A 22,625-nucleotide genomic window follows, 5' to 3' on the forward strand; every position below is an offset into this window, starting at 1 on the left:
GGTTCACACGGCCGCTTCGCGTGCGGTGTCGAGCAGGGCGTCGTCGATGCGGTAGAAACGGGCGGCCGTCCCGCCGAGTACATCGGCCCGGTCGTCGGGCGCCAGCGGCGCGAGGAGTTCCCGGACGGCCTCCCAGGTGCGGGTGTAGCCCCCGGCCAGCACGGAGATCGGCCAGTCGCCGCCGTACATCAGCCGGTGCGGCCCGAACAGCTCCAGCGCGTCCTCGACGTACGGGCGCACCCCGTCGGTGGTCCAGGAGTCGAGGGCGCCGCGGGCGGAGTAGAGCCCGGAGACCTTGGCGTGCACCTGGGGGTGGCGTGCGGCGGCGGCGAGGAGCCCGCGCCAGCGGGCACGGTCCTCGGGGCCGCCGCCGACCGGCGGCTTGCCCAGATGGTCGACGACCAGCCGCAGTCCGGGATGCCGTGCCGCCAGCTCCGGTATGTGCGCCAGGGCCTCGGGCGACGAGGTGACGTAGTCGAAGGTGAGACCGTGCTCGGCCAGCAGGGCGAGCCCCCGGCCGACGTCGGGGCGGACGATCCAGTCCGGGTCGAACTTCTCGTGGATCAGGGCGCGTACCCCCACCGTGTGCGGGTCGCGGCGCAGTGCCGCGAGCCGGGTCGCGGCCCGGCCGGGATCGTCCAGCGGCAGCCAGGCGACCACGCCGACGATCTCCGGGTGCGCGGCGGCGGTCGCCAGCATGTGGTCGGTGTCCGCGTCGTGGTCGGCGGCCTGTACGAGGACGCCCGCGGTGACCCCGGCCGCGCGCAGCTTTGGCCGGGCGTCGGTGAACCGCATCGCGCGGTCGATCGGCGACAGGGCGGGCCCCAGCCAGTCGTAGGGGGCGCGGGTCGGGTCCCAGACGTGCAGGTGGGCGTCGATGACGGTCATCCGAGTCTCCTGTCGGCACGTGCCCCGGGGCCGTCGGGCACCAGGTCCAGATCCGCCAGCTCGTCCCAGAGAGCGTCCGGTACGGCGGCCGCCAGGCGCCGCGCGTTGGTGCGGGACTGGCCGGCGTCGCGGGCGCCCAGTACCACGGACACGACCGAGGGGTGGCGCAGCGGATGGGCGATGGCGGCCTCCGGCAGGGTGACTCCGTGACGTTCGCAGACGTCCGCGATGGCGGCGGCGCGGTCGGTCAGCTCCCGGGAGGCGGGCAGATAGTCGTAGGTGGCGTCGGCCGGCGGGCGGGGCGCGGCCAGCAGTCCGGAGTTGTAGACGGCGGCGGCGACGACACCCACACCGCGCTCCTCGGCGAGCGGCAGCAACTCCTCCTGCGCGGAGTGGTCCAGGAGGGTGTGCCGGCCGGCCACCATGACGAGGTCGACGTCGCAGCGGCGGACGAACTCGGCGAGCATCGGGGCCTGGTTCATGCCCACCCCCACCGCCTTCACTAGCCCCTGCTCGCGCAGTTCGACGAGGGTGTCGACGCCGGTGGTGGAGGCCTCCTGCCAGTGGTCGTCGGGGTCGTGGAGGTAGACGACGTCGACATGGCCGAGACCGAGACGCTCCAGGCTGCCCTCGAAGGAGCGCAGGATGCCGTCCCTGCCGAAGTCCCAGGCCCGGCGGAACGCGGCCGGTACGGCGAATCCTCCGTCGTCCTGCCGGTGGGCGGTCTCCGGGCTGGGCACCAGCAGCCGGCCCACCTTGGTGGAGACGGTGAACTCGCCGCGCGGCCGGTGCGCGAGCGCGGCACCGAGTCGCCGTTCCGACAGCCCCAGTCCGTAGTGCGGGGCCGTGTCGAAGTAGCGGACGCCGCTGTCCCAGGCCGCGTCGACGGCACCTTGGGCGTCCTCGTCGCTGGTCGTCCGGGCGAGGTTGCCCAACTGGGCCGCGCCGAGGCCGAGTTCGGTCAGCCCGGGGCCGCGTGGAGACGTACGGGAACGCATCGGCCTCACCGCACCCTCGTACGCGCGGAGGCCGCGAGGTCCTCCGGGTGGGCGAACGGACGGCCCGACACGAACCGTTCCACCTCGTCGGTGACGGCGTCGCCGACGCGGCGCAGTTCACCGCCCAGGGAGCCGGCCAGGTGCGGGGTGAGCACGACGTTGTCCAGCGTCCACAACTCGCTGCCGGGATCGGGCGGTTCGGGGTCCGTGACGTCGAGTACGGCGTCGATGCGTCCCGTACGCAGTTCCGCGATCAGGGCGTCCTGGTCGACGACGGCGCCCCGCGCGGTGTTGATGAGGGTGGCGCCGTCCCGCATCGACGCGAGCCTGCGTGCGTCGATCTGGTGGCGCGTCTGCGGGGTGAGCGGCTGGTGCAGGGAGATCACCCGGCTGACGGCCATGAGTTCGTCGAGCGGGACCGGGCGGGCACCGAGCTCCCCGGCCTGTTCCGGAGTGAGGGTGGGGTCGTACAGGAGGACGTCGAGGTCGAAGGGGCGCAGCAGGCCGAGGACGGCGCGGCCCACGGTGGAGGCGCCGACGATGCCCACGGTCTGCCGGTAGTTGCCGTGGTCCGGCTGCGGGGCGAAGTGGTCCGGGACCTTCCGTGATGCCCGGTAGGCGCGTTCGGTGAGGATGACCCGCTTGGTGGCGAGCAGGATCATCGCCAGGGTGTACTCGGCGACGGGACCGGAGTTCGCGGCGCGGGCGTTGGCCGCGACCACACCGCGGGCGGCGAGGCCCGCCGGGTCCTCCAGACAGGTGGCGGCGACCCCGCCCGCGTAGATCACGGCCCGCAGCCGGGGGAGCCGGGCGGCGCGGACGACGGGTGCCTCCCAGCCCGCGATGAGGATCTCCGCCCCGGCCAGCACCTCGCGTGACCGCTGCGAGTCCGGTTCGGCGACGACCAGTGCGGTGTCGATGTCGGTGGCACGCCGGAGCCGGTCCAGGGCGTCGGCGTCGAAGAGGGCGCCGGTCAGCCGCGGGTTCATGGCGAAGACGGCACGGGGTCGCGTCACGGCGTGCTCTCCCTCTCTGTGCGTCCGATGGGGGAAGGACGGTGGGTGGCACCGGTTTCCGGTGTGAGGCGCAGGCCGGCGCTCCGGGGCCGTACGTGCGGACCGTCGGGCCGGGTCCAGCCGGCGTCGGCGTCGGGTCCGGCGAAGGCCGGCTCGTCGACGGAGATGCCCAGACCGGGGGTGTCGCCGAGGACGATGCCGCCGTCCGCGAGTACCTGGTCCACGGTGATACCCACCGGCATCCCGGTGTCCTGCACCTCGGTGGCGAGATGGTTGGGCACGGCGGCGGCCGCGTGGGCCAGCGGGTTGGCGTGGTAGCCGACGGGGCTGACCGGCAGGTCGTGGCCGTGGGCCAGCGTGGCGACCCGCAGGAAGTGGGTGATGCCCCAGACGCCCGCCGTCTGCACCACCTGCAGCGCGTCGGCGGCCAGCAGGGGACGGAACTGTTCGAGCCCCGTGAGGTTCTCGCCGGTGGCCACGGGGGTGCGGCCGGCCCGGGCCACGGCCCGGTTGCCCCGTACGTCCCAGCGCCGTACCGGCTCCTCGATCCAGGCGAGTTCGACCCGGTTCTCGATCCGGGCGAGCAGCCGGACCGCCTGGTGCCTGCCCCAGGTCTCGTTGACGTCGAGCATCAGGGCGGGGGAGCGGGTGTTGCCGCGCAGTACGTCGGCGACCGCCTCCAGGCGCCCGATGTCGCGGTCCGTGTCGAGCCCGCCCTTGATCTTGGCGCCGGTGAAGCCGCGTCCGGCCCAGCCGGAGTAGAGCGCGACCAGTTCCTCGTCGCCGAGCGCGATGTCGAGGCCCGACGCGTAGCCGGGCACGAAGCGGTCGGCGGCGCCGAGGGTGCGCCACAGCGGTTCGCCCGCCATCTTCGCCTTGAGGTCCCACAGCGCCATGTCGAACGCGCCGATGGTGCCGAAGACCGAGCCGGAGTGACCGCTCTTGAAGGTGTGGGCCAGCATCCGGTCGTAGAGCGCGGTGACCGCCCGCGGATCCTGGCCCTCGACGGCGGGAAAGATCCGCGCGGCGTCGGTGTGGGTGCCCAGCCCCACCCCGGTGAGACCGCCGTCGGTCTCGACCAGCAGCACCGGAACCTCGGTGACACCGCCGGTGACCACACCGTTGGCGTCTCCCACGGGGCGGCCCCACTGGTGCACCGTCCGGAGGCTCCGGTAACCGGTGATCTTCATCTGCTCCCCCTCTGTGTGCTCGTTCGCGTCCCGTGCATGCGGCAGTGGTGGGGAGCGTGCCGGTGCATGCGTGGTGACGGGAGAACCGCGGGTGCGGCGGCTGTCGGGGCGGGACGTGTCACGCCCCCTCAACGCAGTCGTAACGTATCATACAAGTGATGAGTTGAGGGGGTCGTGATCCGGGATTCCCGGGGCTTCTCGGGCCGGGCCGCGTCAGTCCGCGGCGAGTGTCTGGCGCTGGCGTCCCAGGCCCTCGATGTCGATCTCCATGACGTCGCCGGCCTTCAGGTACGGGAAGCGTCCGGAGAGCGCCACGCCCTCGGGGGTGCCCGTGTTGACCACATCTCCGGGGTCCAGGACGAGGTACTGGCTCAGGTCGTACACGAGCTGCGCCACGGAGAAGATCATGTCCGCGGTGCCGGAGTCCTGCCGCGGCTCGCCGTTGACGAACGACCGCAGCCGGAGGTTCTGTACGTCGGGCACCTCGTCGGCGGGGACCAGGTGGGGGCCGAGGGGGTTGAAGGTCGCGGCGGACTTGCCCTTCGACCACTGGCCGCCGGAGTGCTCCAGCTGGAAGTCCCGCTCGGACACGTCGTTCGAGACGGTGTAGCCGGCGACATGCCCGAGGGCCTGCTCGGGGGAGTCCAGGTACTGGGCCCGCTTGCCGATGACGACGGCGAGCTCGACCTCCCAGTCGGTCTTCACCGAGCCGCGCGGGATCCGCACCTCGTCGTACGCGCCGACCACCGTGTTCGGCGGCTTGAAGAAGATCACCGGTCGGGTGGGCGGCTCGCTGCCGGACTCGGCGGCGTGTGCGGCGTAGTTCTGGCCGACGCAGACGACCACACCGGGCTTCGCCACCGGCGGGCCGACGCGCAGCCCTTCGGCGTCCAGTACGGGGAGGCCGCCCTCCGTCAGTGCCCGCCGGGTCCGCGCGATGCCGTCCGCCGCGAGGAACGCGCCGTCGATGTCGTGCGTGAGCGGGGTCAGGTCGCGGGTGACGCCCTGGTCGTCGATGACGGCGGGGCGTTCCCGGCCGGGCTCTCCGAGTCGTACGAGTCGCATGATGCGCCTTCCTGTGCGGGAGACCGAAATATCGAACGAATGTGCGTGCAAGGTGATATCCGCGGACAGTATCGGTGTACAGTCCGGCCAGTTGTCAATATGCTGCCGATCTGTCAACTGGTTGACAGTGAAGGGGAGGGCATGAGCACTCGGGACGGATCGGTATGGGCCAGCGCCGCACCGGCGCCGGCCGTTCTCAGAGCGGGGGCCATACTCGAGGCGCTGGCACAGGCCCGCGGCCGGACGATGACGCCCGCTCGGCTCGCCGCCGCCGCGGGGGGCATCCCGCGCGCCTCCGTCGTCAACATCTGCGCCGCGCTCCACGACCTCGAGCTGGTCAGAGCCGTGGACGGCGGATTCGTGCTCGGCCCCGGACTGCTGCGGCTGTCCCAGGCCTACCTCGACGCACTGGACCCGGTGCGGGCCTTCAGGGAGCAGGTGGGCCGCCTCGGCGACCGGGAGGAGACCCTCCAACTGGCCACCGTGGAGGGCGCGGACGTGGTCTACCTCGCCGTGCACGAGGGCACGGTGCTGATGCGGCCGACCAGCAGGACGGGCGCGAGACTGCCGGTGACCTGTACGGCGCTGGGCAAGGTGATGCTGGCCGGCCGCACCGACGACGAGGTGCGTGAACTGCTCGCGGACCGCGTGCCGTTCGAGTCCCGTACGCCCTGGTCGATCACCACCCTCGACACTCTGCTCGCCGAACTGCGCACGGCTCGCGCGGACGGTTACGCGGTCGACGACCAGGAGACCGCCGAGGGCATCGTGTGCGTCGCGGTCTCCGTCCCCGAAACGGCGACGGACGGCCGCCCCTTCGCCGTGAGCTCGTCCCTGCTCAAGTCCCAGGCGACGCCCGGCCGGGTGGCCGCGGTCGTCGAACTGATCGGCACCGTCGTCCGCCGCATGGACGGCGGGCGCGAACGGCTTCCCGGCGACGCGTGACGGCGGATGCGGGACTCCGGGTCCGGCCGGCGGCCGGTTCGGCGCCGGCGTACGGACCGTGCGCGGTCGGGTCGGAGTCCGGCCCGTGCGCCGGGCCGCCGTCCGACGGCAGGGGCGGCGGGTGTGAAGAGTGCCTCGGTGACGCGTGACCGCGTGCGCCGGCGCAGGGTCCGGCCGCCGGGCCGGGCCGCCGTCGGGCGGCGGGGCGGAGGGCTTCCTCGGTGGCGTTCGGCCGTGCGCCCGTCTCAAGGGGCGGCCGGTGTACCGGCCTCCGGCAGGTACCGGAGCACCTCGCCCGCCGCGTGGTCGGCGAACATCGGGCCCGCCGCCTCGGGGTCGCCCGAGCGCAGGACGTCCAGCAGTTCGGCGTGGTGTTCGGCCATCGCCGTCCAGCCGCCCACATAGCGCGGATCGCCCAGCACGTGCAGCTCCCACAGGCTGGACTCGATCATGCGCCACAGCCTGATCAGCGCCGCGTTGCCGGTGGCCTCGCAGACATGGCGGTGGAAGGACATGTCGGCGTCCCGGAACGCCCCGATGTCACCCTGGGCCGCCGCCCCGCGCAGCCGCTCGACGTCGTCGGCCAGCAGCCGGTCGTGCTCGGCGTCCAGAGCGCCCGTCACCCGGCGGGCCGCGTACTCCTCGAACATGACCCGGATGTCCCGCACGTCCTGCGCCTGCCGCTCGGAGATCCGCGCGACGTACGTGCCCCGGTGCGGCTGTGAGACGACCAGACCCTCGTGCGCCAGCCGCTTGATGGCCTCGCGCGGCGGCGCCTGACTGGTGCCGAACCGGCGGGCGATGTCCGACTCCACGAGCCGCTGCCCCGGTTCGAGCCGGCCGCTCACGATCCAGCCGCGCAACTGGGCGTAGACATGGTCGGAGAGCAGCTGACGCGGGACACGCGCCATGGGGGGCTCGCCCTTCTCCCGCTCCGCCTCCGGACGGTTTTGGGGCGGGCGCGGGGCCCGCGGCCCGGGCAGCCTCGCCTGCTGCTCCCGCCAGATCCGGGCGACCGTGGACTGCGACAGGTCCAGCGTCTCCGCCAGGGCGCGGGTGGACGGCACCGGCGATCCGCCCCCGGCCTGTTCGAGTACGCCCGCGATGTGCGCCTCCGCCTGGCGCCGGTCGGTGCTCCGCGGCCGCCCGGAACGCGGGGCGTCCCGCAGCCCCGCCACACCCCCGCCCAGGAACCGCTCCCGCCACTTGGCGACCGTGGCGGGACTGAGCCGCAACTGCAGGGCGATCTCCGCGTTGTCCAGCCCCTCGGCACACGCCAGGACGACACGGCTGCGCGTCCGGAGCGCCCCCGGAGGCCGCTCGGAGAGGGCGACCAGGGCCGCCCGGTCCTCCTCGCTGAGCCGGGGAAACACCGGCGGATCGGGAACGGTCATACCGCCGCCCTTCCAGGGACGTAGGGACTTCTGACTCGGACGGCCTCGGGAGGCCGCCCCGCTGACAGCAATTTATCGTTCACGTCCGCGTATTGACGGCCCTTCGGGGCGAACCTATTAACTATCGTTGCTCGATCAGTGACCCACTAGTCTGCGTGCGACGGCGTCGGGATCGAGCGTGAGCTCTCCGGGCGCGTGGGCCGGTGCGCCGGTCGTCGCGAACGACGACCGGCCGGTTCCGGAATTCCGGCCACGTGAAGACGCCCGACCCGACAACACACCCGTCCGCGGCAAGGAGGCCCCATGCCCTTCACCCCCGTACGAAGAAGAACAAGACTTCCGCTGCTCCTCGCGGCCGGCGCCCTGCTGGTCGGCGGGACGGCGCTGGACGTCCCGGACGCGAAGGCGGACGCGGCCCACTGCAAGGCGACCGAACTCTTCGTGGCCCCCGACGGCAGCGACGGGGCCAAGGGCACCAGGAGCCGCCCCTTCAGGACCGTCGAGAAGGCCCGGGACCACATCCGCGACAAGGGCCTCAACCGCCCCGGCCGGATGCGCTGCGACATCCACGTCAACCTGCGCGCCGGCGACTACCCCCTGAGCCGCACCGTCGACCTCGACGACCGCGACTCCGGCAGCGGCGGACACCGGGTCGTCTACCGCTCCTACGACGGCCCGGGCAAGGCCCGCGTGACCGGCGCCGAGCCCGTCACCGGCTGGACCGAGTACAAGGACGGCATCTACCGCGCCGACGTCGGCACCGACCAGCCCTTCTACACCCTGTTCGAGGACGGGAAGCGCGCCACCACCGCCCGCTATCCCAACCGAGGCTCCGACGACACCTGGTCCCCGTACCTGACCTCCGTACTCTCCGAACCGGAGAAGGAGGCCGTCCACCAGTGGCTCTACTCCAACCCCGGTGAGTGGGACGCGGACTGGAACCTCGACAACGCCCAGGTGGTGATCTGGTCCGGCGGAAGCTGGAGCTGGTTCACCGACACCGTCCCGATCCGGGACTGGAACGCGGCGAAGAACCAGATGACGCTCAAGCACTGGACCCGCTACGCGCTCATCAACTCCCGCGGCGGCTCACGCTACTTCCTGCAGAACTCCCTGGACTTCCTGGACCAGGCCGGCGAGTACTACATGGACTTCGAGAAGGGACAGCTGTACTATAAGCCGAAGGGTGACATCGACGACGTCACCGTGCTGCGTCCCACGGTGAAGACGCTGTTCAACCTGGCCGGGGCCGGCCCCGACCGGCGCGTCGAGGACATCACCCTCGACGGACTCGCCCTGCAGTACAGCGACTTCGTCGACTGGTACCGCTCGGGCTGGATCAGCGACGGCGACTCGGGCGACCGGCACAAGTACCCGGAGTACGACCGCCAGATCGAGATGCCCCGCAACCGCTTCGGCGCCGTCACGGTCACCAACAGCGAGGACGTCACCCTCTCCCGGCTGCACATGTCGGACACCGGCTACCACGCCGTCTACGCCCTGTTCGCCAACGACGGGCTGACCGTCCGCGACAGCCTGCTGGAGAACATCGGCGGCGACGGCATCAAGGTCGAGGGTCCCTACCCGGGTGAGGGCAACACCTCCAACGGCCATCTGCTGACCAACAACTACATCACCCACTACGGTGAGCTGGTCCCCGGTGACGCCTCCGGCATCGAGCTGATGAACACCGGCCACAACACGGTCAGTCACAGCCACATCAAGCACAGCGCCCGCTACGGCGTCAGCCTCGAGGTCCGCCCCGAGGTAGCCCCCGACGACAACTACGCCCGCGACAACACCTTCGAGTATCTGCGCATCGACGAAGCCGGCCTGGACAGCGGCGACATGGGCGCCTTCTACACCTACGGCGTCAGCAACGTCGAACCGCACACGGTCGACAACCGTGTGCGCCAGGTCGTCATCGGCGACGTCATCCCCGACGCGTCGATGCCGGACAGCGGCACGCGCGGCATCCACATGGACGCCGGCGGCTGCGGCTTCGCCTTCGAGGACATCGAGGTCGGTAAGACCACCGACCAGTCGTACCAGAGCTACCAGTGCAACACCGTGGAGAACGCCAACTGGGAGGACGGCTACGACAAGTCCCGTATGGAGTACGACAGGATCGGCGTCACCGCCGGCTTCCCGTACCCCCTGCCGGAGGGCGACACCCAGTGACGGGTGACTGACCCGGCCGGTCGTCGCGGCGCCGAACGGCGCCGCGACGACCGGCTGTTCGGGAAGAGGCGCGCACCCAGCGGCCGCGGCCGGTCGGCCGGATCCCGCGGCGGCCGAGGGTCGTGCGCCGCGACGACGACGCTCGCATCCGGCTCATGCCGACAGCGGCGGTACCCGCGTGTCCTCCCGATCTCCGCTGCGGGATCATGACGACCATGGCTCTCCCCCCGGCACCCCGCCCTCGCTCGGACACCACTGCGGCACGGACCCGTGCCACGGCGGCCGTGGCCGCGCTCGTGACCGTCGGCGCGGGGCTGGGCCTGCGGGCCGTGACGACGGGGGACGTGGCGAAATACGGAGGTGACGCCCTCTACACCCTGCTGATCCTCAGCCTGGTCGTCCTGGCGGCACCGAGGGCGACGCCCCTCAAGGCCGCCGGTGTCGCGCTGGCCGTCAGCTGGGGCGTCGAGTTCCTGCAACTCAGCGGCCTGGCGGCGGACCTCTCCCGGCACAGCACCGCGGCCCGCCTGATCCTCGGGTCCACCTTCAACGCACCCGACCTGTTCTGGTACGTGATCGGCGCGATCGCCGGCGGGCTCGTCATGGCCGCCTCCGCCCGGCATGCGGGCGGACGCCGCGCATAGCACGCTGGTGCCATGGCGAACGACCGGTCGATCGTGATCTACCCACCCGGCGAGGACGGCGGCCGGCGCGTCCGCGCGGGCGAGCGGTTCCTGGGCATGGCGTACGGACCACTGGACGTCGTGGAGTTCCTGCGCCTGGCGGGCCTGGACGACGCCGACGACGACTGGCTGCGCCGCTCCGAGCAGGTGGAATGGCGAGGCGGCGGCCCGGACACATGGAAGACCCGCACCTGAGCGAAGGGGGCCCGGCCGGCCCTGGCGAGGCACTGCGGCCCCGCCAGGGGACGGGGTCAGCGGGTGAAGGTGACCCGGTGTTCCTTCAGGGACCCGCAGTTGGAGCCGTACACCTGGACGTACACGTTGTTGATGCTGCCGCCCCAGTCCACGCAGTGGCCCTTGCCGTAGACGTAGACCGGTCCCGCGTACGACGTGAAGCGGCCCGCGTCCTGGGCGTTCTCGTCGGTGTCGGTGACATAGATCCACGCGGACATGTCAAGCCTGGTGCCGGGGTTGGTGCGGATGGTCGCGACGCAGTTCTCCCCGTTGGCGGCGTTGTACGTCAGGTAGACGGTGCCGAGGGAGCCGACGGCCGCCGAGTTCACGGTCTTGTAGGCGCTCCCGCAGACCTTCTGCGGTGTGGTGTTGGGTGCGGCCGAGGCCGGCGACGCCAGGGCGGTGGTGGCCCCCAACGACAGGGCGGCCATGGCGGAGGCGGCCAGGACGGAACGGCTGAGTCTCATATTTCCCCCTTGCGGCTCTTGGAGCGGTTGCTCCTGACTGGTGTGACCCGCGGCCCGCGCGAATGGTTGTGCCGTGTTCGGCGGCGAATGCCGGGTCCACGTCACGTGGGGGTTTTCGCCGGGTGTGTCACAGCCGGGGCCCCGGTCCGGTCTCAGTGAGTGCACAGCCTTTCGGAACCACCGCGCTGAAGGAGTACACATTGAGTGACAGCATTCTGGAACCCGCCGCCCGCGCGTTCGCCGACGCCGCCGCCGAGCCGCCGCTCCTGTACGAGCGCGGCGTCGAAGGCGCCCGCAAGCTGCTCGACGACGTGCAGGCGCAGCCCGTCGAGAAGCCCGACGTGGACGAGAAATGGCTCACCGTCCCCGCCGGGGCGGGCGACGTACGGGTGCGGGTCGTCAGGCCCGCCGGGAGTACCGGTGTCCTGCCCGTGATCCTCTACGTGCACGGCGGCGGCTGGATCCTCGGCAACGCCGGCACCCACGACCGGCTGGTGCGTGAACTGGCCGTCGGCGCGAAGGCCGCCCTCGTCTTCGTCGAGTACGACCGCTCCCCGGAGGCGAAGTACCCCGTCGCGCTGGAGCAGGCGTACGCCACCGCGCGGTGGATCACCGTCCACGGCGCCGAAGAGGACCTCGACGCCTCCCGGCTCGTCGTCGCGGGCGACTCCGTCGGCGGCAACATGGCCGCCGCCCTCACCCATCTGGCCAAGCAGCGCGGCGACGTGACCTTCCTGCACCAGTCGCTGTACTACCCCGTCACCGACGCGGCCCAGGACACCGGGAGCTACCGCACCTTCGCCGACGGCCCCCACCTCACGGCGAAGGCCATGGAGTGGTTCTGGGACGCCTACACCACCGACCCTGCCGAGCGCGCCCGGATCACCGTCTCCCCGCTGCGCGCGACGCCGGACGACCTGAGGGGTCTGCCGCCGGCGTTCGTCGTCGTCGACGAGAACGACGTACTGCGCGACGAGGGCGAGGCCTACGCCCGCAAGCTCCTCGAGGCCGGTGTGCCGACCACGAGCATCCGCTACAACGCCACGCTGCACGACTTCATGATGCTGAACCCGGTCCGCGGCACCCAGGCCTCGACCGCGGCGATCGAGCAGGCCGTCCACGTCCTGCGCACAGCCCTGCGAACCGGCTGACCGACCCGTCACCACCGGTCGGCACCCGTCACCACCCGACAACACCAGGAAGGCCACTCCCATGAGTGCACAGCAGCCCACCATCGTCCTCGTCCACGGCGCCTTCGCGGACTCCTCCAGCTGGAACGGCGTCGTCGACGCCCTTCAGTCGCACGGCCACCGGGTCGTGGCCGCGAGCAACCCGCTGCGCGGACTGTCCACCGACGCCGAGTACGTCAGGCAGCTCGTCGCCTCCGTCGACGGACCGGTCGTCCTCGCCGGACACTCCTATGGCGGCGCCGTCATCAGCAACGCGGCGAAGGGACTCGCCAACGTCAAGGCCCTCGTCTACGTCGCCGCCTTCATCCCCGACGAGGGCGAGAGCGCCCTCACCCTGGCGGCCAAGTTCCCCGGCAGCACCCTCGGGGAGGCGCTGCGCCCGGTACCGGTCACGCTGCCGGACGGCAGCCAGGTCACGGACCTCTACATCGAACAGGGCACGTTCCACCAGCAGTTCGCCGCCGACGTCCCCGAGAGGACCGCGGAGGTCATGGCCGCGACGCAGCGGCCCGTGACCGACGCCGCGCTGGCCGAGAGCGCCGCCGCCCCGGCGTGGCTGGACATCCCCTCGTGGGTCCTCGTGGCCACCGAGGACCGGAACATCCCGCCGCAGACGCAGACCTTCATGGCCGAACGCGCGCGGGCCAAGGTCGTGAGCGTCACCGCCTCCCACGCGGTGAGCGTCTCGCACCCCGGCGACGTGGCGCGCCTGATCGACGAGGCCGCGCGGGCCGCCGCCTGAGGACCGGAACGCCGTCACCCCGGAGGGACTCCATGGACCCGGACAAGCAAGCCGCTCGCGGCCTGGCCGACCTCGAGGCCTACCTCTACCGGGAGGCGCATCTCGGCGCCGCCCGGCGGCGGGTCGCCGCGTTCACCTCACGGGCGGACGGGCTGACCCGTGAGCAGTGCGGCGACATAGAGCGCTGGTATCTCGACGAACAGCGTCATGTGGCCCGCATGGTGACCCAGCACATCGCCGAAACCATCAGCACGGCCGAGGAACACCACCGCGTCCGGTTCGGACGCTGGCTGCGCGGCACGCTCACGGCCATGACGCTGATCACCGTCGCCATGGCCGTGTGCGCGGTCGTGGCGGTGGGCATCGTGGCCTGAACACCGCTCCCGGGCGGCCGGCGGTCACCGTGCGTACCGGCGGATCCGGTAACCCGGCCCGGACGCGGAGACCCGCGGGCCCCCGTCCTCGACGACCTGCCACCCCGCGTCCAGTGCGGGGGCGTAGGTGTCGCCGTCCACCGCCACGTCGACCTCGGTCACCGAGAGCGTCGTGGCGTACGGCAGGGCGGCGCGGTAGATCTCGCCGCCGCCGATCACCCACACCGTGGTCGCGGAAGCCTCCGCCGCGAGCCCGATCGCCCGGGCGACCGAATCGGCGCGCTCCGCACCCTCCGCGGACCAGCCCGGATCACGCGTCAGCACGATGTTGCGCCTGCCGGGGAGCGGGCGGAAGCGCGCGGGCAGCGAATCCCAGGTCCTGCGCCCCATCACCACCGGATGCCCGAGCGTGACCGCCTTGAAGTGCGCCATGTCCTCGGGGAGCCGCCAGGGGATGCCGTCGTCCGCGCCGATCACACCGTCCGGGGTCTGCGCCCAGATCAGCCCGACGTTCACACCGCCACCGGCGCCTTGATGGCCGGGTGGTGCCGGTAGTCGACGATCCGCACGTCGGAGTAGGCGTAGTCGAAGAGCGACGCCGCCCGGCGCAGTTCCAGCGCGGGGAACCCGTACGGGGTGCGCGACAGCTGCTCGGTGACCTGCTCGACGTGGTTGTCGTAGATGTGGCAGTCGCCGCCCGTCCAGATGAAGTCGCCCGGCTCGAGACCGGTCTGCTGCGCCACCATATGGGTGAGCAGGGCGTAGCTGGCGATGTTGAACGGGACACCGAGGAAGAGGTCGGCGCTGCGCTGGTACAGCTGGCAGGAGAGCCTGCCGTCGGCGACGTAGAACTGGAAGAAGGCGTGGCAGGGCGCGAGCGCCATCCTGGACAGCTCGGAGACGTTCCACGCGGACACGATCATCCGGCGGGAGTCCGGGTCGCGGCGCAGTGTGTCGAGCACGTCGCCGATCTGGTCGATGTGCCGGCCGTCCGGGGTGGGCCAGGACCGCCACTGGGCGCCGTAGACCGGGCCGAGGTCACCCTTGGCGTCCGCCCACTCGTCCCAGATGGTCACGCCGTGCTCCTGGAGCCAGCCGACGTTCGAGTCGCCGCGCAGGAACCACAGCAGCTCGTAGACGATCGACTTGAGGTGCACCTTCTTGGTCGTGACCAGCGGAAACCCCTGGGAGAGGTCGTAGCGCAGCTGGTGCCCGAAAATGCTTCGGGTACCGGTGCCCGTCCGGTCGGCCTTGGGCGTCCCGGAGGTGAGCACCAGCCTCAAGAGGTCTTCGTACTGTGTATCGGCCACGGAAGGCGAGTCTACCGGCCGCCCGGCGAAGCCTGGCCGGACGTGGCCCCGACGGTGGCCGGCGTGGTCCCGCCGCGGGAGAACAGGCCCGACAGGGACAGGGAGCCGGGGCCGAAGAAGACGAGGAGCAGGAAGCCCCAGCAGAACAGCGCCGGTGACAGGCCGCCGTTCTGCAGCGGGAACAGGCCGTCCTTCTGGTGCTCGGTGAAGTAGGCGAAGGCCATGATCCCCGAGCTCAGGAACGCCGCGCCGCGGGTTGTGACGCCGAGGAGGACGAGGGCACCGCAGACGAGCTCGATCACGCCCGCGTACCAGAACGGCCAGTCACCCACGGGACTGGCGTCCCGGTCCAGCACACCGAAGACCGTGGCGGCGCCCTCGCTGGTGAACAGCAGGCCCAGGACGATGCGGAACAGCCCCAGAACGAGCGGTTGGCCGCCGGTCAGCCGGTCGTTCAGGCGTGTGGTGCTCATCGTCGCGTACTCCTCGGTTCGGTCGGTGCGGTACGGCGGCCCGGGCCCCGCGCGAGCGGCGGACCGTCCGTCCCTCTCTTACGCGCGTAAAGCCCCGACGGTTCAACGAACCGACGGATGACTGTACTTGCCCCTTCCACCGAAGCTCCCGGACGGCAAAGATGGCGTGACCGAGCCATGGGGGGCGAAGGCTGATGCTGGCCGACGAGTACGGGTATCAGGTGTCGCGGGGACCGGCCGCGTACTGGGTGGGGGCGAGACTGCGCCGTTCGCGGAGGACCTGTCTGCGGATGGCACTGTTCGGCACGGGGTTGCTGGCCCTGCTGGTCACGGTGGTGAGTCTGGCCGCTGCCTCTGCCTGGCCCTTCGGCACGGACGCGGCCATCGTGGTCGCCGCCGCCGGGTTCGTGCTCGGGAGCTTCTTCGCGCTGGGCGGCTGGCTGATGTACGCCAACGACGCGGCACAACTGCGCATCGCCGCCGCGCATCCCTTCCAGGCGTGGCCGTGTCAGCTGGAGCGGACGGCCGGCGGAAAGCGCCTGATCCTGCTGCTGGCGCCGGACGGCACGGTGGTCCGGGAGCTGGAGTCCACCGTGCCCGAGCAGATCTGGCTGAGCATGCGTGACGGCCGGGGCATGCTGTGGATCGCCGGTGACCTCCGCATGGAATGCCTGGTGGCGACGCCCGGAGCCCGGCTGACCTGGCGTGCCGAGGGACGGCCGTACGGGATGGCCTCGGGGGCCGGGAGGTCCGGCGGCCTGCGCGCGGTCGAGGACGAACTGCTGCGCACCGTGGCCGGCGAGACCTTCGGCAGGCTCCTGGGAGGCTGACGAGGCACACCCGTGGCGGCACTGCCTTTCGCCAACGTTGTTATGGAGAGTGTGTGCAGAAGGTGCCCTGCCGGATGTCCGGCGGGTGCCACGGCGCAGGCACCCGCGGGACCTCTGCTAGGTTCGTCGGGCATCTACTACAGGGGCGGCACACACAGGTGTTGACCGGATCTCAGGGCGGCCCGGCACGGTTACGCGTGCCGCGAGGTCCCGCGCCCCGACGATCCTCTCGCCCTCGTGTCGTCCACACCGCCGGCGAACAGTGTGTTCCGCCTGCCCGGAATCGGAAACCTCATGAGAAAAGACACGACATCCCGCCGGAAGCACGCCCTCCGGCGACGGCCCCTCGTACTCGGCGCGGCGGCCATAGCGGTGGCGGGCGCCATCACCGTCCCGGTGGTGGCGCAGGCGTCGGGGGAGAACCCCGCCGCCGGCACCGCGCTCCAGCAGGACTTCGCGGCCGCCGCCGAGGAGTACAAGGTGCCCCGGCAGGTGCTGCTGGCGGTCGCCTACCAGCAGTCCGCATGGGACACCCACCGAGGTGAGCACAGCGCGTCCGGCGGATTCGGACCCATGCATCTCACCGACGTCACACCGGAGATGATCGCGGGCGGCGCCGCCGGCATGGCGGGCCGCCCGGAGGCCGGGAAACTGGCCGAGGGCGAGGCCCGGCACACACTGCGGACCGCGGCCGAACTCACCGGTCTGCCGGCCGGCGAACTCCGTGACGACCCCGGCGCGAACATCCGCGGCGGCGCGGCCCTGCTGGCGTCGTACCAGAAGGAGCTGAACGGGACGACGTCCGACGATCCGGACGACTGGTACGGGGCGGTCGCCCGCTACAGCCATTCCACGGTGCGCCAGGGCGCGACCGCGTTCGCCGACCGCGTCTTCGCCACCATGAGGAAGGGCGCCGCGCGCACGACGTCCGACGGCCAGAACGTGAAACTCGCCGCCGACAGCGGGATCGCCCCGGCCACCACGCAGGTGAACAAGCTCGGCCTGCCCTCCGCGCCCGACACGGACACCGAGTGCCCGCCCACGCTGGACTGCGCGTTCGTCCCCGCCGCCGCGCGCAACGGCCAGGCCTCGGACCGGCCGGCCAACGGCATCCGGATCGACCAGATCATCATCCACGACACCGAGTCGCCCTACGAGTCCGCCATCGCCACGTTCCAGGACCCGGCGAGCAGCACCGCCGCCCACTATGTGGTGCGCTCCTCGGACGGCGCGGTGACCCAGATGGTGCCCACGAAGAACCTGGGCTTCCACGCGGGCAACTACTCCACCAACCTGCACTCGGTCGGCATCGAGAACGAGGGCTACGCCGCGCACGGCGCGACCTGGTACACCGAGTCGCAGTACCACGCCACCGCGGAACTGGTGAAGTACCTGGCCGAACGGTTCGACATTCCGCTCGACCGGCAGCACATCATCGGACACGACAACATCCTGGCCCCGGCCGACCGGTTCATCCACGACCAGCACTGGGACCCGGGCCCGTCGTGGAACTGGGAGCGCTTCATGGCCATGGTGGGCGCGCCGCCGAAGGGACGGCACGGCGTCGGCCCGGTCGGCTCCGCCGTGACCATCGCTCCGGGCTTCGACCGCAACAGGCAGACCATGGAGGTGTGTCCGCAGGACGACGGCAGCGGCGCCACCGAGGAGTGCGCGGACGTCCGCCGGGCGGCGAACCTCGTCCGGCTGCGGACCGAGCCGCGTGCCGACGCGCCGCTCTTCGGTGAGCAGACGATCCACCCCGACGGCCCCGGCACCGACCGGATCAGCGACTGGGGCGCCACGGCCCAGGCCGGGCAGCAGTTCGTCGTCGCGGGCAAGCGGGGCGCCTGGACCGCGATCTGGTACAGCGGCAGCAAGGTGTGGTTCCACAACCCGCACGGCCGCAACACCGTTCCGGCGCGCGACGTCACGATCGTCGAGCCGGCCGGCACCGGGGCGCTGAAGGTCTACGGCACCAACTACCCGGACACCGCCGAGTATCCCGACGGCCTGTCGCCGTCGACGCAGGCACCGCTGAGCATGTACACCGTGCCCGCCGGTCAGGCCTACGTGTCCACGGCGGCACCGGCCCTGACGGACGACTTCTTCCCCTCCAGCGGCAAGGTCGTCTTCGGCGCCAAGAAGATGTACACCATCCAGTACGGCCACAAGACCGCGCTGATCTACGCCGACGGCGTGACGGCCGAGCAGCACTGACCCGTATCCCACGGGGGACCTGGAGGGGTCCGGCGGCCATGGCCGCCGGACCCCTCCGTCACATCGCTTCGCGTTCGGTGACGTGCTCGCCCACATGGTCGGCCACGGCCGCGGACAGCAGCGCCGGCAGCAGGCCGGGGAACCGCGCGTCGAGCACCTCACGCCGCAGCGTCACATAACACCGTGTGCCCTCCTGGCGGGTCCGGGTGACACCCGCCTCGCGCAGCATCTTCAGATGATGGCTGAGCGTGGACTTGGCCACCGGGGCGCACAGCTGACCCCAGCCGCGCTCGGCACCGTCGGACAGCACACGCACGATGCCCAGTCGTGTCGGATCGCTGAGGGCTCCCAGCAGTCGCGGCAGGGTGATCTCGGTGTCGGCGGGGGACGTGTGGTCGGGCATGCCCGTCATGTTACTCGCCCGTTCGGTAAGGGCGGAGCGCGCCGTCACCGCTGCCCACTGTCTGACAATGTTGTGCCCAATTTGACGATGTTGGCAACGGCTCTCTAATGTTCTATGTGCAACGAACATCGAACGAAAGGGATCCCATGACCACCGACTCAGCCGACCGCACCTTCTCCGGGCAGGTCGTGATCGTCACCGGCGCCGGGACCGGCATCGGCCGGGCCACCGCCATCGCGTTCGCCGAAGCCGGCGCGCGGGTGCTCGGGGTGGGCCGCCGGGAGGAGCCACTGAAGGAGACGGCGGCGGCACACGAGCACATCGACGTCCTGCCCGTCGACATCCGCGCCGACGGAGCTCCCGCCCGGGTCGTCGGCGAGGCCGTACGACGGTGGGGGCGCCTCGACCACCTGGTCAACAACGCCGGTGCCACGGCGGTGATGCCGCTGGCGGAGACGGACGAGCGGACGGTCCTCGACCTGCTGGCGCTCAACGTCGTCGCACCGAGCCTGCTCGCCCACGAGGCCCTGCCGCACCTGCGCAGGACCTCCGGGACGATCGTCAACGTCTCCAGCACCTACGGCCACCGCCCCATGGCAGGCGGCGCCCACTACGCGGCCACCAAGGCGGCCGTCGAGCAGCTCACCCGCAGCTGGGCCCTGGAACTCGCGGGCGAGGGCGTCCGGGTCAACGCCGTCGCCCCCGGCCCCACCCGCACCGACGTCATGCTGCACGCCGGCCTCAGTCCCGAGGCCGCCAACGACATGTACGCCTACGAGCGCGACCGCATCCCCACGCACCGCATCGCGGGCGCCGACGAGATGGCCCACTGGATCCTCCGGATGGCCGAACCGGCCGGGCGCCACGCGACCGGTCAGGTGATCACGGTCGACGGCGGTCTGGAACTCGTCTGAGGCCGCGGCGTTACTGTCGACGCATGAGCGAAGACTCCCAGCGTTCCGTGGTCGTCGAGCGCACCGCCACGGGCCACTACGTCGCCACCAACGTCCGCGGCGGCACGATCGGGTTCGGTACCGCCTCCGACGACGGCCGCGGCACCGAATTCACCCCGGTCGAACTGCTGCTGGCCGCGATCGGCGGCTGCACGGCCGCGGACGTCGACGTCGCCACCAGCCGCCACGCCGAACCCGACGCCTTCTCGGTCTCGGTGAGCGGCGACAAGATCAGCGACGAACTCGGCAACCGCATGACCGGCATCGAGGTCACTTTCCGCGTCACCTTCCCCGACGGAGAGGGCGCGGACCGGGCCCGCGCGATCCTGCCCCGCGCGGTGACGACGTCCCACGACCGCCTCTGCACGGTCAGCCGCACCATCGAGACCGGCACCCCCGTCACCGTGGTCGTCGAGAACACCTGAGCCCGCCGCGGCCGGCGGGCGCCGCCGACTTTGCCCGCTCTTTACAACCCGGCCCCGCGCTGCCTCGTCTCTTCGCACGATCCATGACCAACCCGCCCGGTCACCGGGCGGGCGGACCGACGAAAGAGAGCGATTCATGCGCCGAACCGTCCTTGGTGCCGCGGCACTCGCCTGCACCGCCGTGCTGGCGAGCGCCGTGCCCGCCTTCGCCGACGGGCCGTCGCCCGTCTCCGAGGCCACCGTGGTCCCCAGCGAGGCGGCACCGGCCCCGGTCGACGCCACCGAGCCGAGCCCGGTCCCGGCCCCGGTCGACGCCACCGAGCCGAGCCCGGTCCCTGCCGCGACCGACTCGCCGGACCGGTCCGAGGCCCCCGGCGAGGTCACCGTCATACCGAGCGGCGCCCCCGACACGGGCGTCGCGGCCCAGGAGTCCACAGCCCACGGCACGCTGATCGGCGGGGGTGCCGCCGCGGTGCTCGCCGCCGGCGGCGCCGTGTTCCTCGTACGGCGCCGGCGGGCGACCACGGCATGACGCCGCTCTCCAGGCGTGCCTTCGCCGCCGCGACCACGGCCGCGCTGCTCACCGGCTGCGGCGGCGGTCACGGGACCCCCCGGTCCACGGCCGGACACCCCACCGGCACGACGCCGTCCGCGCGGTCCTCCGCGAAGCCGGCGCGTGCGCTGGGGCGTTCGCTCCCGGTCGGACTGGAGATACCGGCCATCGGGGTCGACACCCCGGTGATACGGCTGGGTCTGGCCCCGGACCGAACGGTCGAGGTGCCGCCGATCACGGCGGACGACCGGGCGGGCTGGTACCGCCACTCACCGACGCCCGGCCAGAGGGGTCCGTCGGTGATCCTCGGTCATGTCACCGTCGGCGCCCACGGGGACGGTGTCTTCCGTCATCTCGCCCGTCTGCGCCGGGGGGACACGATCACGGCGCGCCTGGAGAACGGCACGGCGGCGGTGTTCGCCGTCGGGGACGTCCGGACGGTCGCCAAGGCGGACTTCCCGACCGAGGCGGTCTACGGTGCCGTGGACCGCCCGGAGCTGCGGCTCATCACATGCGGTGGCCCCCGCAGCGGCGACGAGTACCGCGACAACGTGATCGTGTTCGCGGCGCTGACCTCCGCGAGCCCCTGATCCGCGGCCGGATCCCGGGCGGGCGGGCCGTGTGCCCCCCCGGCCCGGGATCCGGTCCGTGAGCGGTTCCACGACACGACCCTGGAGAACGTTGAAACGGTCCCGCGAGCAGGCAGCGTCCGAACTCTTCGCCGCCCTCTACCCGCGCCTCGCCGGCTGGTGCCGCCGGCTCGTCGACGACGACGAGACGGCCCACGAGATCGCCTCGGAGGCGTTCACCCGGCTCTGGGCCCGCTGGACGTCCGTGGCCGAGCCGCGCGGCTTCCTCTACGTCACCGCGGCCAACATCGTCCGGGACCACTGGCGCAGACTCGAACGCGAACGCAAGGCCGTCCACCGTGTCACCACCGAGACGGTGGTCCGCCCGCACACCGAACCGTCCGACCCGTCCGTACGCCTGCTCGTGCAGTCGTTGCCGGAACGGCTGCGCGTCCCGATCCTGCTGCACTATTACGCCGACATGCCGGTCCGGGAAGTGGCGGCGGTGACCGGCCGCAAGGAGGGAACCGTCAAGGCCGATCTCCACGCGGCCCGGGAACTGCTCCGCGCCCATCTGAGGAGGAGCCTTGATCACACACGCTGACGAGGGACCGGAGTTCGAGCCCGACGACCCGCTCGCCGTCATCCTCCGCCCCGGCTCCGACTACCTCGGTCCGCCCCCCGGCCGGTACGAGGAGATCCGCCGCGGAGCGCTGCGCCGACGGCTGCTCCGCGCCGCCGCCGGGGCCGGACTGACCTGCGCCGTCGCCCTCCTGGTGGCACTGCCCCTGCTGTCGTCGGCCCCCGACGAGCCGGTGTCCCCGACGGTCCCGCTCGCCCCGCCGGTGCCCGCGACCAGCGCGGCTCCCACGCCCACGCCCACGCGGCCCGTGTCACCCGAGCCCGCCGAGGACCTCACCACCCCGCGGGTCCCGACCGACGCCCCCGGCGTCACGGCGAGCGACGTCGCGCCCGTACCCCAGCCGCGGTGAACCCTCGCGACCGAAGTTGATGCACATTACACGTACATGCATAATGTGCTTATGGACAAGCGGGACTCGGACGCTCCGGACGTCTCCACCGAGGAGTTGACGCTCGCGGTGGAGCAGATGGTCCGCTACGTGCGCCGCGGTACGACGGCCGGTGGGCTGAGCACCGCCGCCTCGTCGCTGCTCAGCCGGCTGGGCCGCGAAGGCCCTCAGCGCCTCACCGGACTGGCCCGGGCGGAGAAGGTCTCTCAGCCGGGCATGACCCAGCTCGTCACCCGCCTGGAACGGTCCGGACTGGTACGGCGCGTGGCCGACGGCTCCGACGGCCGGGCCGTACTGGTCGAGGCCACCGATGCCGGCCTGGAGGTGTTCCGGCAACGCCGGGCCGAACGCGCCCAAGCCCTGCAGTACTTGATCGACGAGCTGCCGGAACCCGAGCGGGACGCGGTGCGCGTCGCGCTCCCCGCGCTGGCGCGCGCGATCCATCGGCGCATGACGCGGTCCTGAGCCCGCCCCACCGAACCCGGTCCTCCGGG

27 protein-coding genes are annotated in these 22,625 nt (G+C 71.9%); 16 read left to right on the forward strand and 11 right to left on the reverse strand.

The features are described 5' to 3' along the window. Positions 1-3: 3 nt before the first annotated feature. From IF28_RS0124040 to IF28_RS0124060, 5 genes are all read right to left on the reverse strand, one after another. Complete coding sequence (locus tag IF28_RS0124040; protein WP_030224001.1) at positions 4-888, reverse strand: amidohydrolase family protein; 885 nt, start codon at positions 886-888, stop codon at positions 4-6. Beyond that, positions 885-1,886, reverse strand: coding sequence for an aldo/keto reductase (locus IF28_RS0124045; RefSeq protein ID WP_030224002.1), 1,002 nt, complete (start codon positions 1,884-1,886; stop codon positions 885-887). Before IF28_RS0124045 ends, IF28_RS0124040 begins: the two co-directional genes overlap by 4 nt. 5 nt (positions 1,887-1,891) lie before the next feature. Continuing rightward, positions 1,892-2,902, reverse strand: a complete 1,011-nt coding sequence (locus IF28_RS0124050) for a hydroxyacid dehydrogenase (RefSeq protein WP_030224004.1) — start codon at positions 2,900-2,902, stop codon at positions 1,892-1,894. Continuing rightward, entirely contained in the window at positions 2,899-4,092 is a 1,194-nt protein-coding gene (locus tag IF28_RS0124055) for a mandelate racemase/muconate lactonizing enzyme family protein (protein WP_051713857.1), read from the reverse strand. The genes IF28_RS0124050 and IF28_RS0124055 overlap by 4 nt, the downstream gene beginning before the upstream one ends. A 213-nt stretch (positions 4,093-4,305) precedes the next feature. Continuing rightward, positions 4,306-5,157, reverse strand: coding sequence for a fumarylacetoacetate hydrolase family protein (locus tag IF28_RS0124060; RefSeq protein ID WP_030224008.1), 852 nt, complete (start codon positions 5,155-5,157; stop codon positions 4,306-4,308). Between the two features lie 141 nt (positions 5,158-5,298). Between IF28_RS0124060 and IF28_RS0124065 the strand changes: the two genes are divergently transcribed. After that, positions 5,299-6,102: an IclR family transcriptional regulator gene (locus IF28_RS0124065; RefSeq protein ID WP_030224009.1), complete on the forward strand. Its 804-nt coding sequence runs from the start codon at positions 5,299-5,301 to the stop codon at positions 6,100-6,102. Between the two features lie 245 nt (positions 6,103-6,347). On the opposite strand, the gene IF28_RS38030 is transcribed toward IF28_RS0124065, so the two are convergent. Next, positions 6,348-7,496 carry a GntR family transcriptional regulator gene (locus IF28_RS38030; RefSeq protein ID WP_051713858.1) on the reverse strand — a complete coding sequence of 383 codons (1,149 nt, stop codon included), beginning with the start codon at positions 7,494-7,496 and terminating at the stop codon, positions 6,348-6,350. Between the two features lie 303 nt (positions 7,497-7,799). Here IF28_RS38030 and IF28_RS0124075 point away from each other — a divergent pair, with 303 nt between their 5' ends. The 3 genes from IF28_RS0124075 (at position 7,800) to IF28_RS0124085 (ending at position 10,555) form a co-directional block, all read left to right on the forward strand. Next, entirely contained in the window at positions 7,800-9,677 is a 1,878-nt protein-coding gene (locus IF28_RS0124075; RefSeq protein WP_030224012.1) for a right-handed parallel beta-helix repeat-containing protein, read from the forward strand. Between the two features lie 215 nt (positions 9,678-9,892). Beyond that, entirely contained in the window at positions 9,893-10,321 is a 429-nt protein-coding gene (locus tag IF28_RS0124080) for a DUF2809 domain-containing protein (protein WP_051713859.1), read from the forward strand. A gap of 12 nt (positions 10,322-10,333) precedes the next feature. Beyond that, on the forward strand, positions 10,334-10,555 hold the full coding sequence (locus tag IF28_RS0124085) for a hypothetical protein (RefSeq protein WP_030224016.1): 222 nt from the start codon (positions 10,334-10,336) through the stop codon (positions 10,553-10,555). 56 nt (positions 10,556-10,611) lie between these two features. Here the strand turns inward: IF28_RS0124085 and IF28_RS0124090 are convergent, their stop codons facing one another. Beyond that, positions 10,612-11,061: a hypothetical protein gene (locus tag IF28_RS0124090; RefSeq protein WP_030224019.1), complete on the reverse strand. Its 450-nt coding sequence runs from the start codon at positions 11,059-11,061 to the stop codon at positions 10,612-10,614. Between the two features lie 200 nt (positions 11,062-11,261). Here IF28_RS0124090 and IF28_RS0124095 point away from each other — a divergent pair, with 200 nt between their 5' ends. The 3 genes from IF28_RS0124095 (at position 11,262) to IF28_RS0124105 (ending at position 13,367) form a co-directional block, all read left to right on the forward strand. After that, positions 11,262-12,212, forward strand: coding sequence for an alpha/beta hydrolase (locus IF28_RS0124095; RefSeq protein ID WP_030224021.1), 951 nt, complete (start codon positions 11,262-11,264; stop codon positions 12,210-12,212). Positions 12,213-12,273: 61 nt separating this feature from the next. Then, positions 12,274-12,993: an alpha/beta fold hydrolase gene (locus IF28_RS0124100; RefSeq protein ID WP_030224023.1), complete on the forward strand. Its 720-nt coding sequence runs from the start codon at positions 12,274-12,276 to the stop codon at positions 12,991-12,993. A 32-nt stretch (positions 12,994-13,025) separates the two neighbouring features. Continuing rightward, positions 13,026-13,367, forward strand: coding sequence for a hypothetical protein (locus IF28_RS0124105; protein ID WP_030224024.1), 342 nt, complete (start codon positions 13,026-13,028; stop codon positions 13,365-13,367). A 24-nt stretch (positions 13,368-13,391) separates the two neighbouring features. Here IF28_RS0124105 and IF28_RS0124110 read toward each other — a convergent pair whose 3' ends face one another. The 3 genes from IF28_RS0124110 to IF28_RS0124120 are packed head-to-tail and all read right to left on the reverse strand — an operon-like array spanning position 13,392 to position 15,150. Next, positions 13,392-13,883: a dihydrofolate reductase gene (locus IF28_RS0124110; protein WP_030224026.1), complete on the reverse strand. Its 492-nt coding sequence runs from the start codon at positions 13,881-13,883 to the stop codon at positions 13,392-13,394. Continuing rightward, positions 13,880-14,677: a thymidylate synthase gene (locus IF28_RS0124115; protein ID WP_030224027.1), complete on the reverse strand. Its 798-nt coding sequence runs from the start codon at positions 14,675-14,677 to the stop codon at positions 13,880-13,882. The genes IF28_RS0124110 and IF28_RS0124115 overlap by 4 nt, the downstream gene beginning before the upstream one ends. A gap of 11 nt (positions 14,678-14,688) precedes the next feature. After that, positions 14,689-15,150: a DoxX family protein gene (locus tag IF28_RS0124120; RefSeq protein ID WP_051713860.1), complete on the reverse strand. Its 462-nt coding sequence runs from the start codon at positions 15,148-15,150 to the stop codon at positions 14,689-14,691. Positions 15,151-15,344: 194 nt separating this feature from the next. Here IF28_RS0124120 and IF28_RS0124125 point away from each other — a divergent pair, with 194 nt between their 5' ends. Both IF28_RS0124125 and IF28_RS0124130 read left to right on the forward strand, forming a co-directional pair. After that, positions 15,345-15,980, forward strand: coding sequence for a hypothetical protein (locus IF28_RS0124125; protein WP_030224033.1), 636 nt, complete (start codon positions 15,345-15,347; stop codon positions 15,978-15,980). Between the two features lie 294 nt (positions 15,981-16,274). After that, on the forward strand, positions 16,275-18,197 hold the full coding sequence (locus tag IF28_RS0124130; protein WP_030224035.1) for a peptidoglycan recognition family protein: 1,923 nt from the start codon (positions 16,275-16,277) through the stop codon (positions 18,195-18,197). A 58-nt stretch (positions 18,198-18,255) separates the two neighbouring features. Here IF28_RS0124130 and IF28_RS0124135 read toward each other — a convergent pair whose 3' ends face one another. Then, positions 18,256-18,600 carry an ArsR/SmtB family transcription factor gene (locus IF28_RS0124135; RefSeq protein WP_030224037.1) on the reverse strand — a complete coding sequence of 115 codons (345 nt, stop codon included), beginning with the start codon at positions 18,598-18,600 and terminating at the stop codon, positions 18,256-18,258. A gap of 146 nt (positions 18,601-18,746) precedes the next feature. Between IF28_RS0124135 and IF28_RS0124140 the strand changes: the two genes are divergently transcribed. From IF28_RS0124140 to IF28_RS0124170, 7 genes are all read left to right on the forward strand, one after another. Further along, on the forward strand, positions 18,747-19,514 hold the full coding sequence (locus tag IF28_RS0124140) for an SDR family NAD(P)-dependent oxidoreductase (protein ID WP_030224039.1): 768 nt from the start codon (positions 18,747-18,749) through the stop codon (positions 19,512-19,514). 23 nt (positions 19,515-19,537) lie between these two features. Next, positions 19,538-19,978, forward strand: coding sequence for an OsmC family protein (locus IF28_RS0124145; protein WP_030224040.1), 441 nt, complete (start codon positions 19,538-19,540; stop codon positions 19,976-19,978). A 136-nt stretch (positions 19,979-20,114) separates the two neighbouring features. Beyond that, on the forward strand, positions 20,115-20,510 hold the full coding sequence (locus tag IF28_RS0124150) for a hypothetical protein (protein ID WP_030224041.1): 396 nt from the start codon (positions 20,115-20,117) through the stop codon (positions 20,508-20,510). Further along, entirely contained in the window at positions 20,507-21,121 is a 615-nt protein-coding gene (locus IF28_RS0124155; RefSeq protein ID WP_030224043.1) for a class F sortase, read from the forward strand. Before IF28_RS0124150 ends, IF28_RS0124155 begins: the two co-directional genes overlap by 4 nt. Before the next feature lie 91 nt (positions 21,122-21,212). Beyond that, entirely contained in the window at positions 21,213-21,704 is a 492-nt protein-coding gene (locus IF28_RS0124160; RefSeq protein WP_030224045.1) for an RNA polymerase sigma factor, read from the forward strand. Further along, positions 21,688-22,092 carry a hypothetical protein gene (locus IF28_RS39945; RefSeq protein WP_037893907.1) on the forward strand — a complete coding sequence of 135 codons (405 nt, stop codon included), beginning with the start codon at positions 21,688-21,690 and terminating at the stop codon, positions 22,090-22,092. The genes IF28_RS0124160 and IF28_RS39945 overlap by 17 nt, the downstream gene beginning before the upstream one ends. A gap of 51 nt (positions 22,093-22,143) precedes the next feature. After that, on the forward strand, positions 22,144-22,596 hold the full coding sequence (locus tag IF28_RS0124170; protein WP_030224050.1) for a MarR family winged helix-turn-helix transcriptional regulator: 453 nt from the start codon (positions 22,144-22,146) through the stop codon (positions 22,594-22,596). Positions 22,597-22,625: the final 29 nt, after the last annotated feature.

The organism is Streptomyces sp. NRRL WC-3626, from assembly GCF_000718785.1.
GTDB lineage: Bacteria > Actinomycetota > Actinomycetes > Streptomycetales > Streptomycetaceae > Streptomyces > Streptomyces edwardsiae.

What these genes read in the sequence shown, in the direction of transcription:
- IF28_RS0124040 (WP_030224001.1), bottom strand. Translation starts at nt 888, where the DNA reads ATGACCGTCATCGACGCCCACCTGCACGTCTGGGACCCGACCCGCGCC.
- IF28_RS0124045 (WP_030224002.1), bottom strand. Translation starts at nt 1,886, where the DNA reads ATGCGTTCCCGTACGTCTCCACGCGGCCCCGGGCTGACCGAACTCGGC.
- IF28_RS0124055 (WP_051713857.1), bottom strand. Translation starts at nt 4,092, where the DNA reads ATGAAGATCACCGGTTACCGGAGCCTCCGGACGGTGCACCAGTGGGGC.
- IF28_RS0124060 (WP_030224008.1), bottom strand. Translation starts at nt 5,157, where the DNA reads ATGCGACTCGTACGACTCGGAGAGCCCGGCCGGGAACGCCCCGCCGTC.
- IF28_RS0124065 (WP_030224009.1), top strand. Translation starts at nt 5,299, where the DNA reads ATGAGCACTCGGGACGGATCGGTATGGGCCAGCGCCGCACCGGCGCCG.
- IF28_RS38030 (WP_051713858.1), bottom strand. Translation starts at nt 7,496, where the DNA reads ATGACCGTTCCCGATCCGCCGGTGTTTCCCCGGCTCAGCGAGGAGGAC.
- IF28_RS0124075 (WP_030224012.1), top strand. Translation starts at nt 7,800, where the DNA reads ATGCCCTTCACCCCCGTACGAAGAAGAACAAGACTTCCGCTGCTCCTC.
- IF28_RS0124080 (WP_051713859.1), top strand. Translation starts at nt 9,893, where the DNA reads ATGGCTCTCCCCCCGGCACCCCGCCCTCGCTCGGACACCACTGCGGCA.
- IF28_RS0124085 (WP_030224016.1), top strand. Translation starts at nt 10,334, where the DNA reads ATGGCGAACGACCGGTCGATCGTGATCTACCCACCCGGCGAGGACGGC.
- IF28_RS0124090 (WP_030224019.1), bottom strand. Translation starts at nt 11,061, where the DNA reads ATGAGACTCAGCCGTTCCGTCCTGGCCGCCTCCGCCATGGCCGCCCTG.
- IF28_RS0124100 (WP_030224023.1), top strand. Translation starts at nt 12,274, where the DNA reads ATGAGTGCACAGCAGCCCACCATCGTCCTCGTCCACGGCGCCTTCGCG.
- IF28_RS0124105 (WP_030224024.1), top strand. Translation starts at nt 13,026, where the DNA reads ATGGACCCGGACAAGCAAGCCGCTCGCGGCCTGGCCGACCTCGAGGCC.
- IF28_RS0124120 (WP_051713860.1), bottom strand. Translation starts at nt 15,150, where the DNA reads ATGAGCACCACACGCCTGAACGACCGGCTGACCGGCGGCCAACCGCTC.
- IF28_RS0124125 (WP_030224033.1), top strand. Translation starts at nt 15,345, where the DNA reads ATGCTGGCCGACGAGTACGGGTATCAGGTGTCGCGGGGACCGGCCGCG.
- IF28_RS0124130 (WP_030224035.1), top strand. Translation starts at nt 16,275, where the DNA reads ATGAGAAAAGACACGACATCCCGCCGGAAGCACGCCCTCCGGCGACGG.
- IF28_RS0124135 (WP_030224037.1), bottom strand. Translation starts at nt 18,600, where the DNA reads ATGCCCGACCACACGTCCCCCGCCGACACCGAGATCACCCTGCCGCGA.
- IF28_RS0124140 (WP_030224039.1), top strand. Translation starts at nt 18,747, where the DNA reads ATGACCACCGACTCAGCCGACCGCACCTTCTCCGGGCAGGTCGTGATC.
- IF28_RS0124145 (WP_030224040.1), top strand. Translation starts at nt 19,538, where the DNA reads ATGAGCGAAGACTCCCAGCGTTCCGTGGTCGTCGAGCGCACCGCCACG.
- IF28_RS0124150 (WP_030224041.1), top strand. Translation starts at nt 20,115, where the DNA reads ATGCGCCGAACCGTCCTTGGTGCCGCGGCACTCGCCTGCACCGCCGTG.
- IF28_RS0124155 (WP_030224043.1), top strand. Translation starts at nt 20,507, where the DNA reads ATGACGCCGCTCTCCAGGCGTGCCTTCGCCGCCGCGACCACGGCCGCG.
- IF28_RS0124170 (WP_030224050.1), top strand. Translation starts at nt 22,144, where the DNA reads ATGGACAAGCGGGACTCGGACGCTCCGGACGTCTCCACCGAGGAGTTG.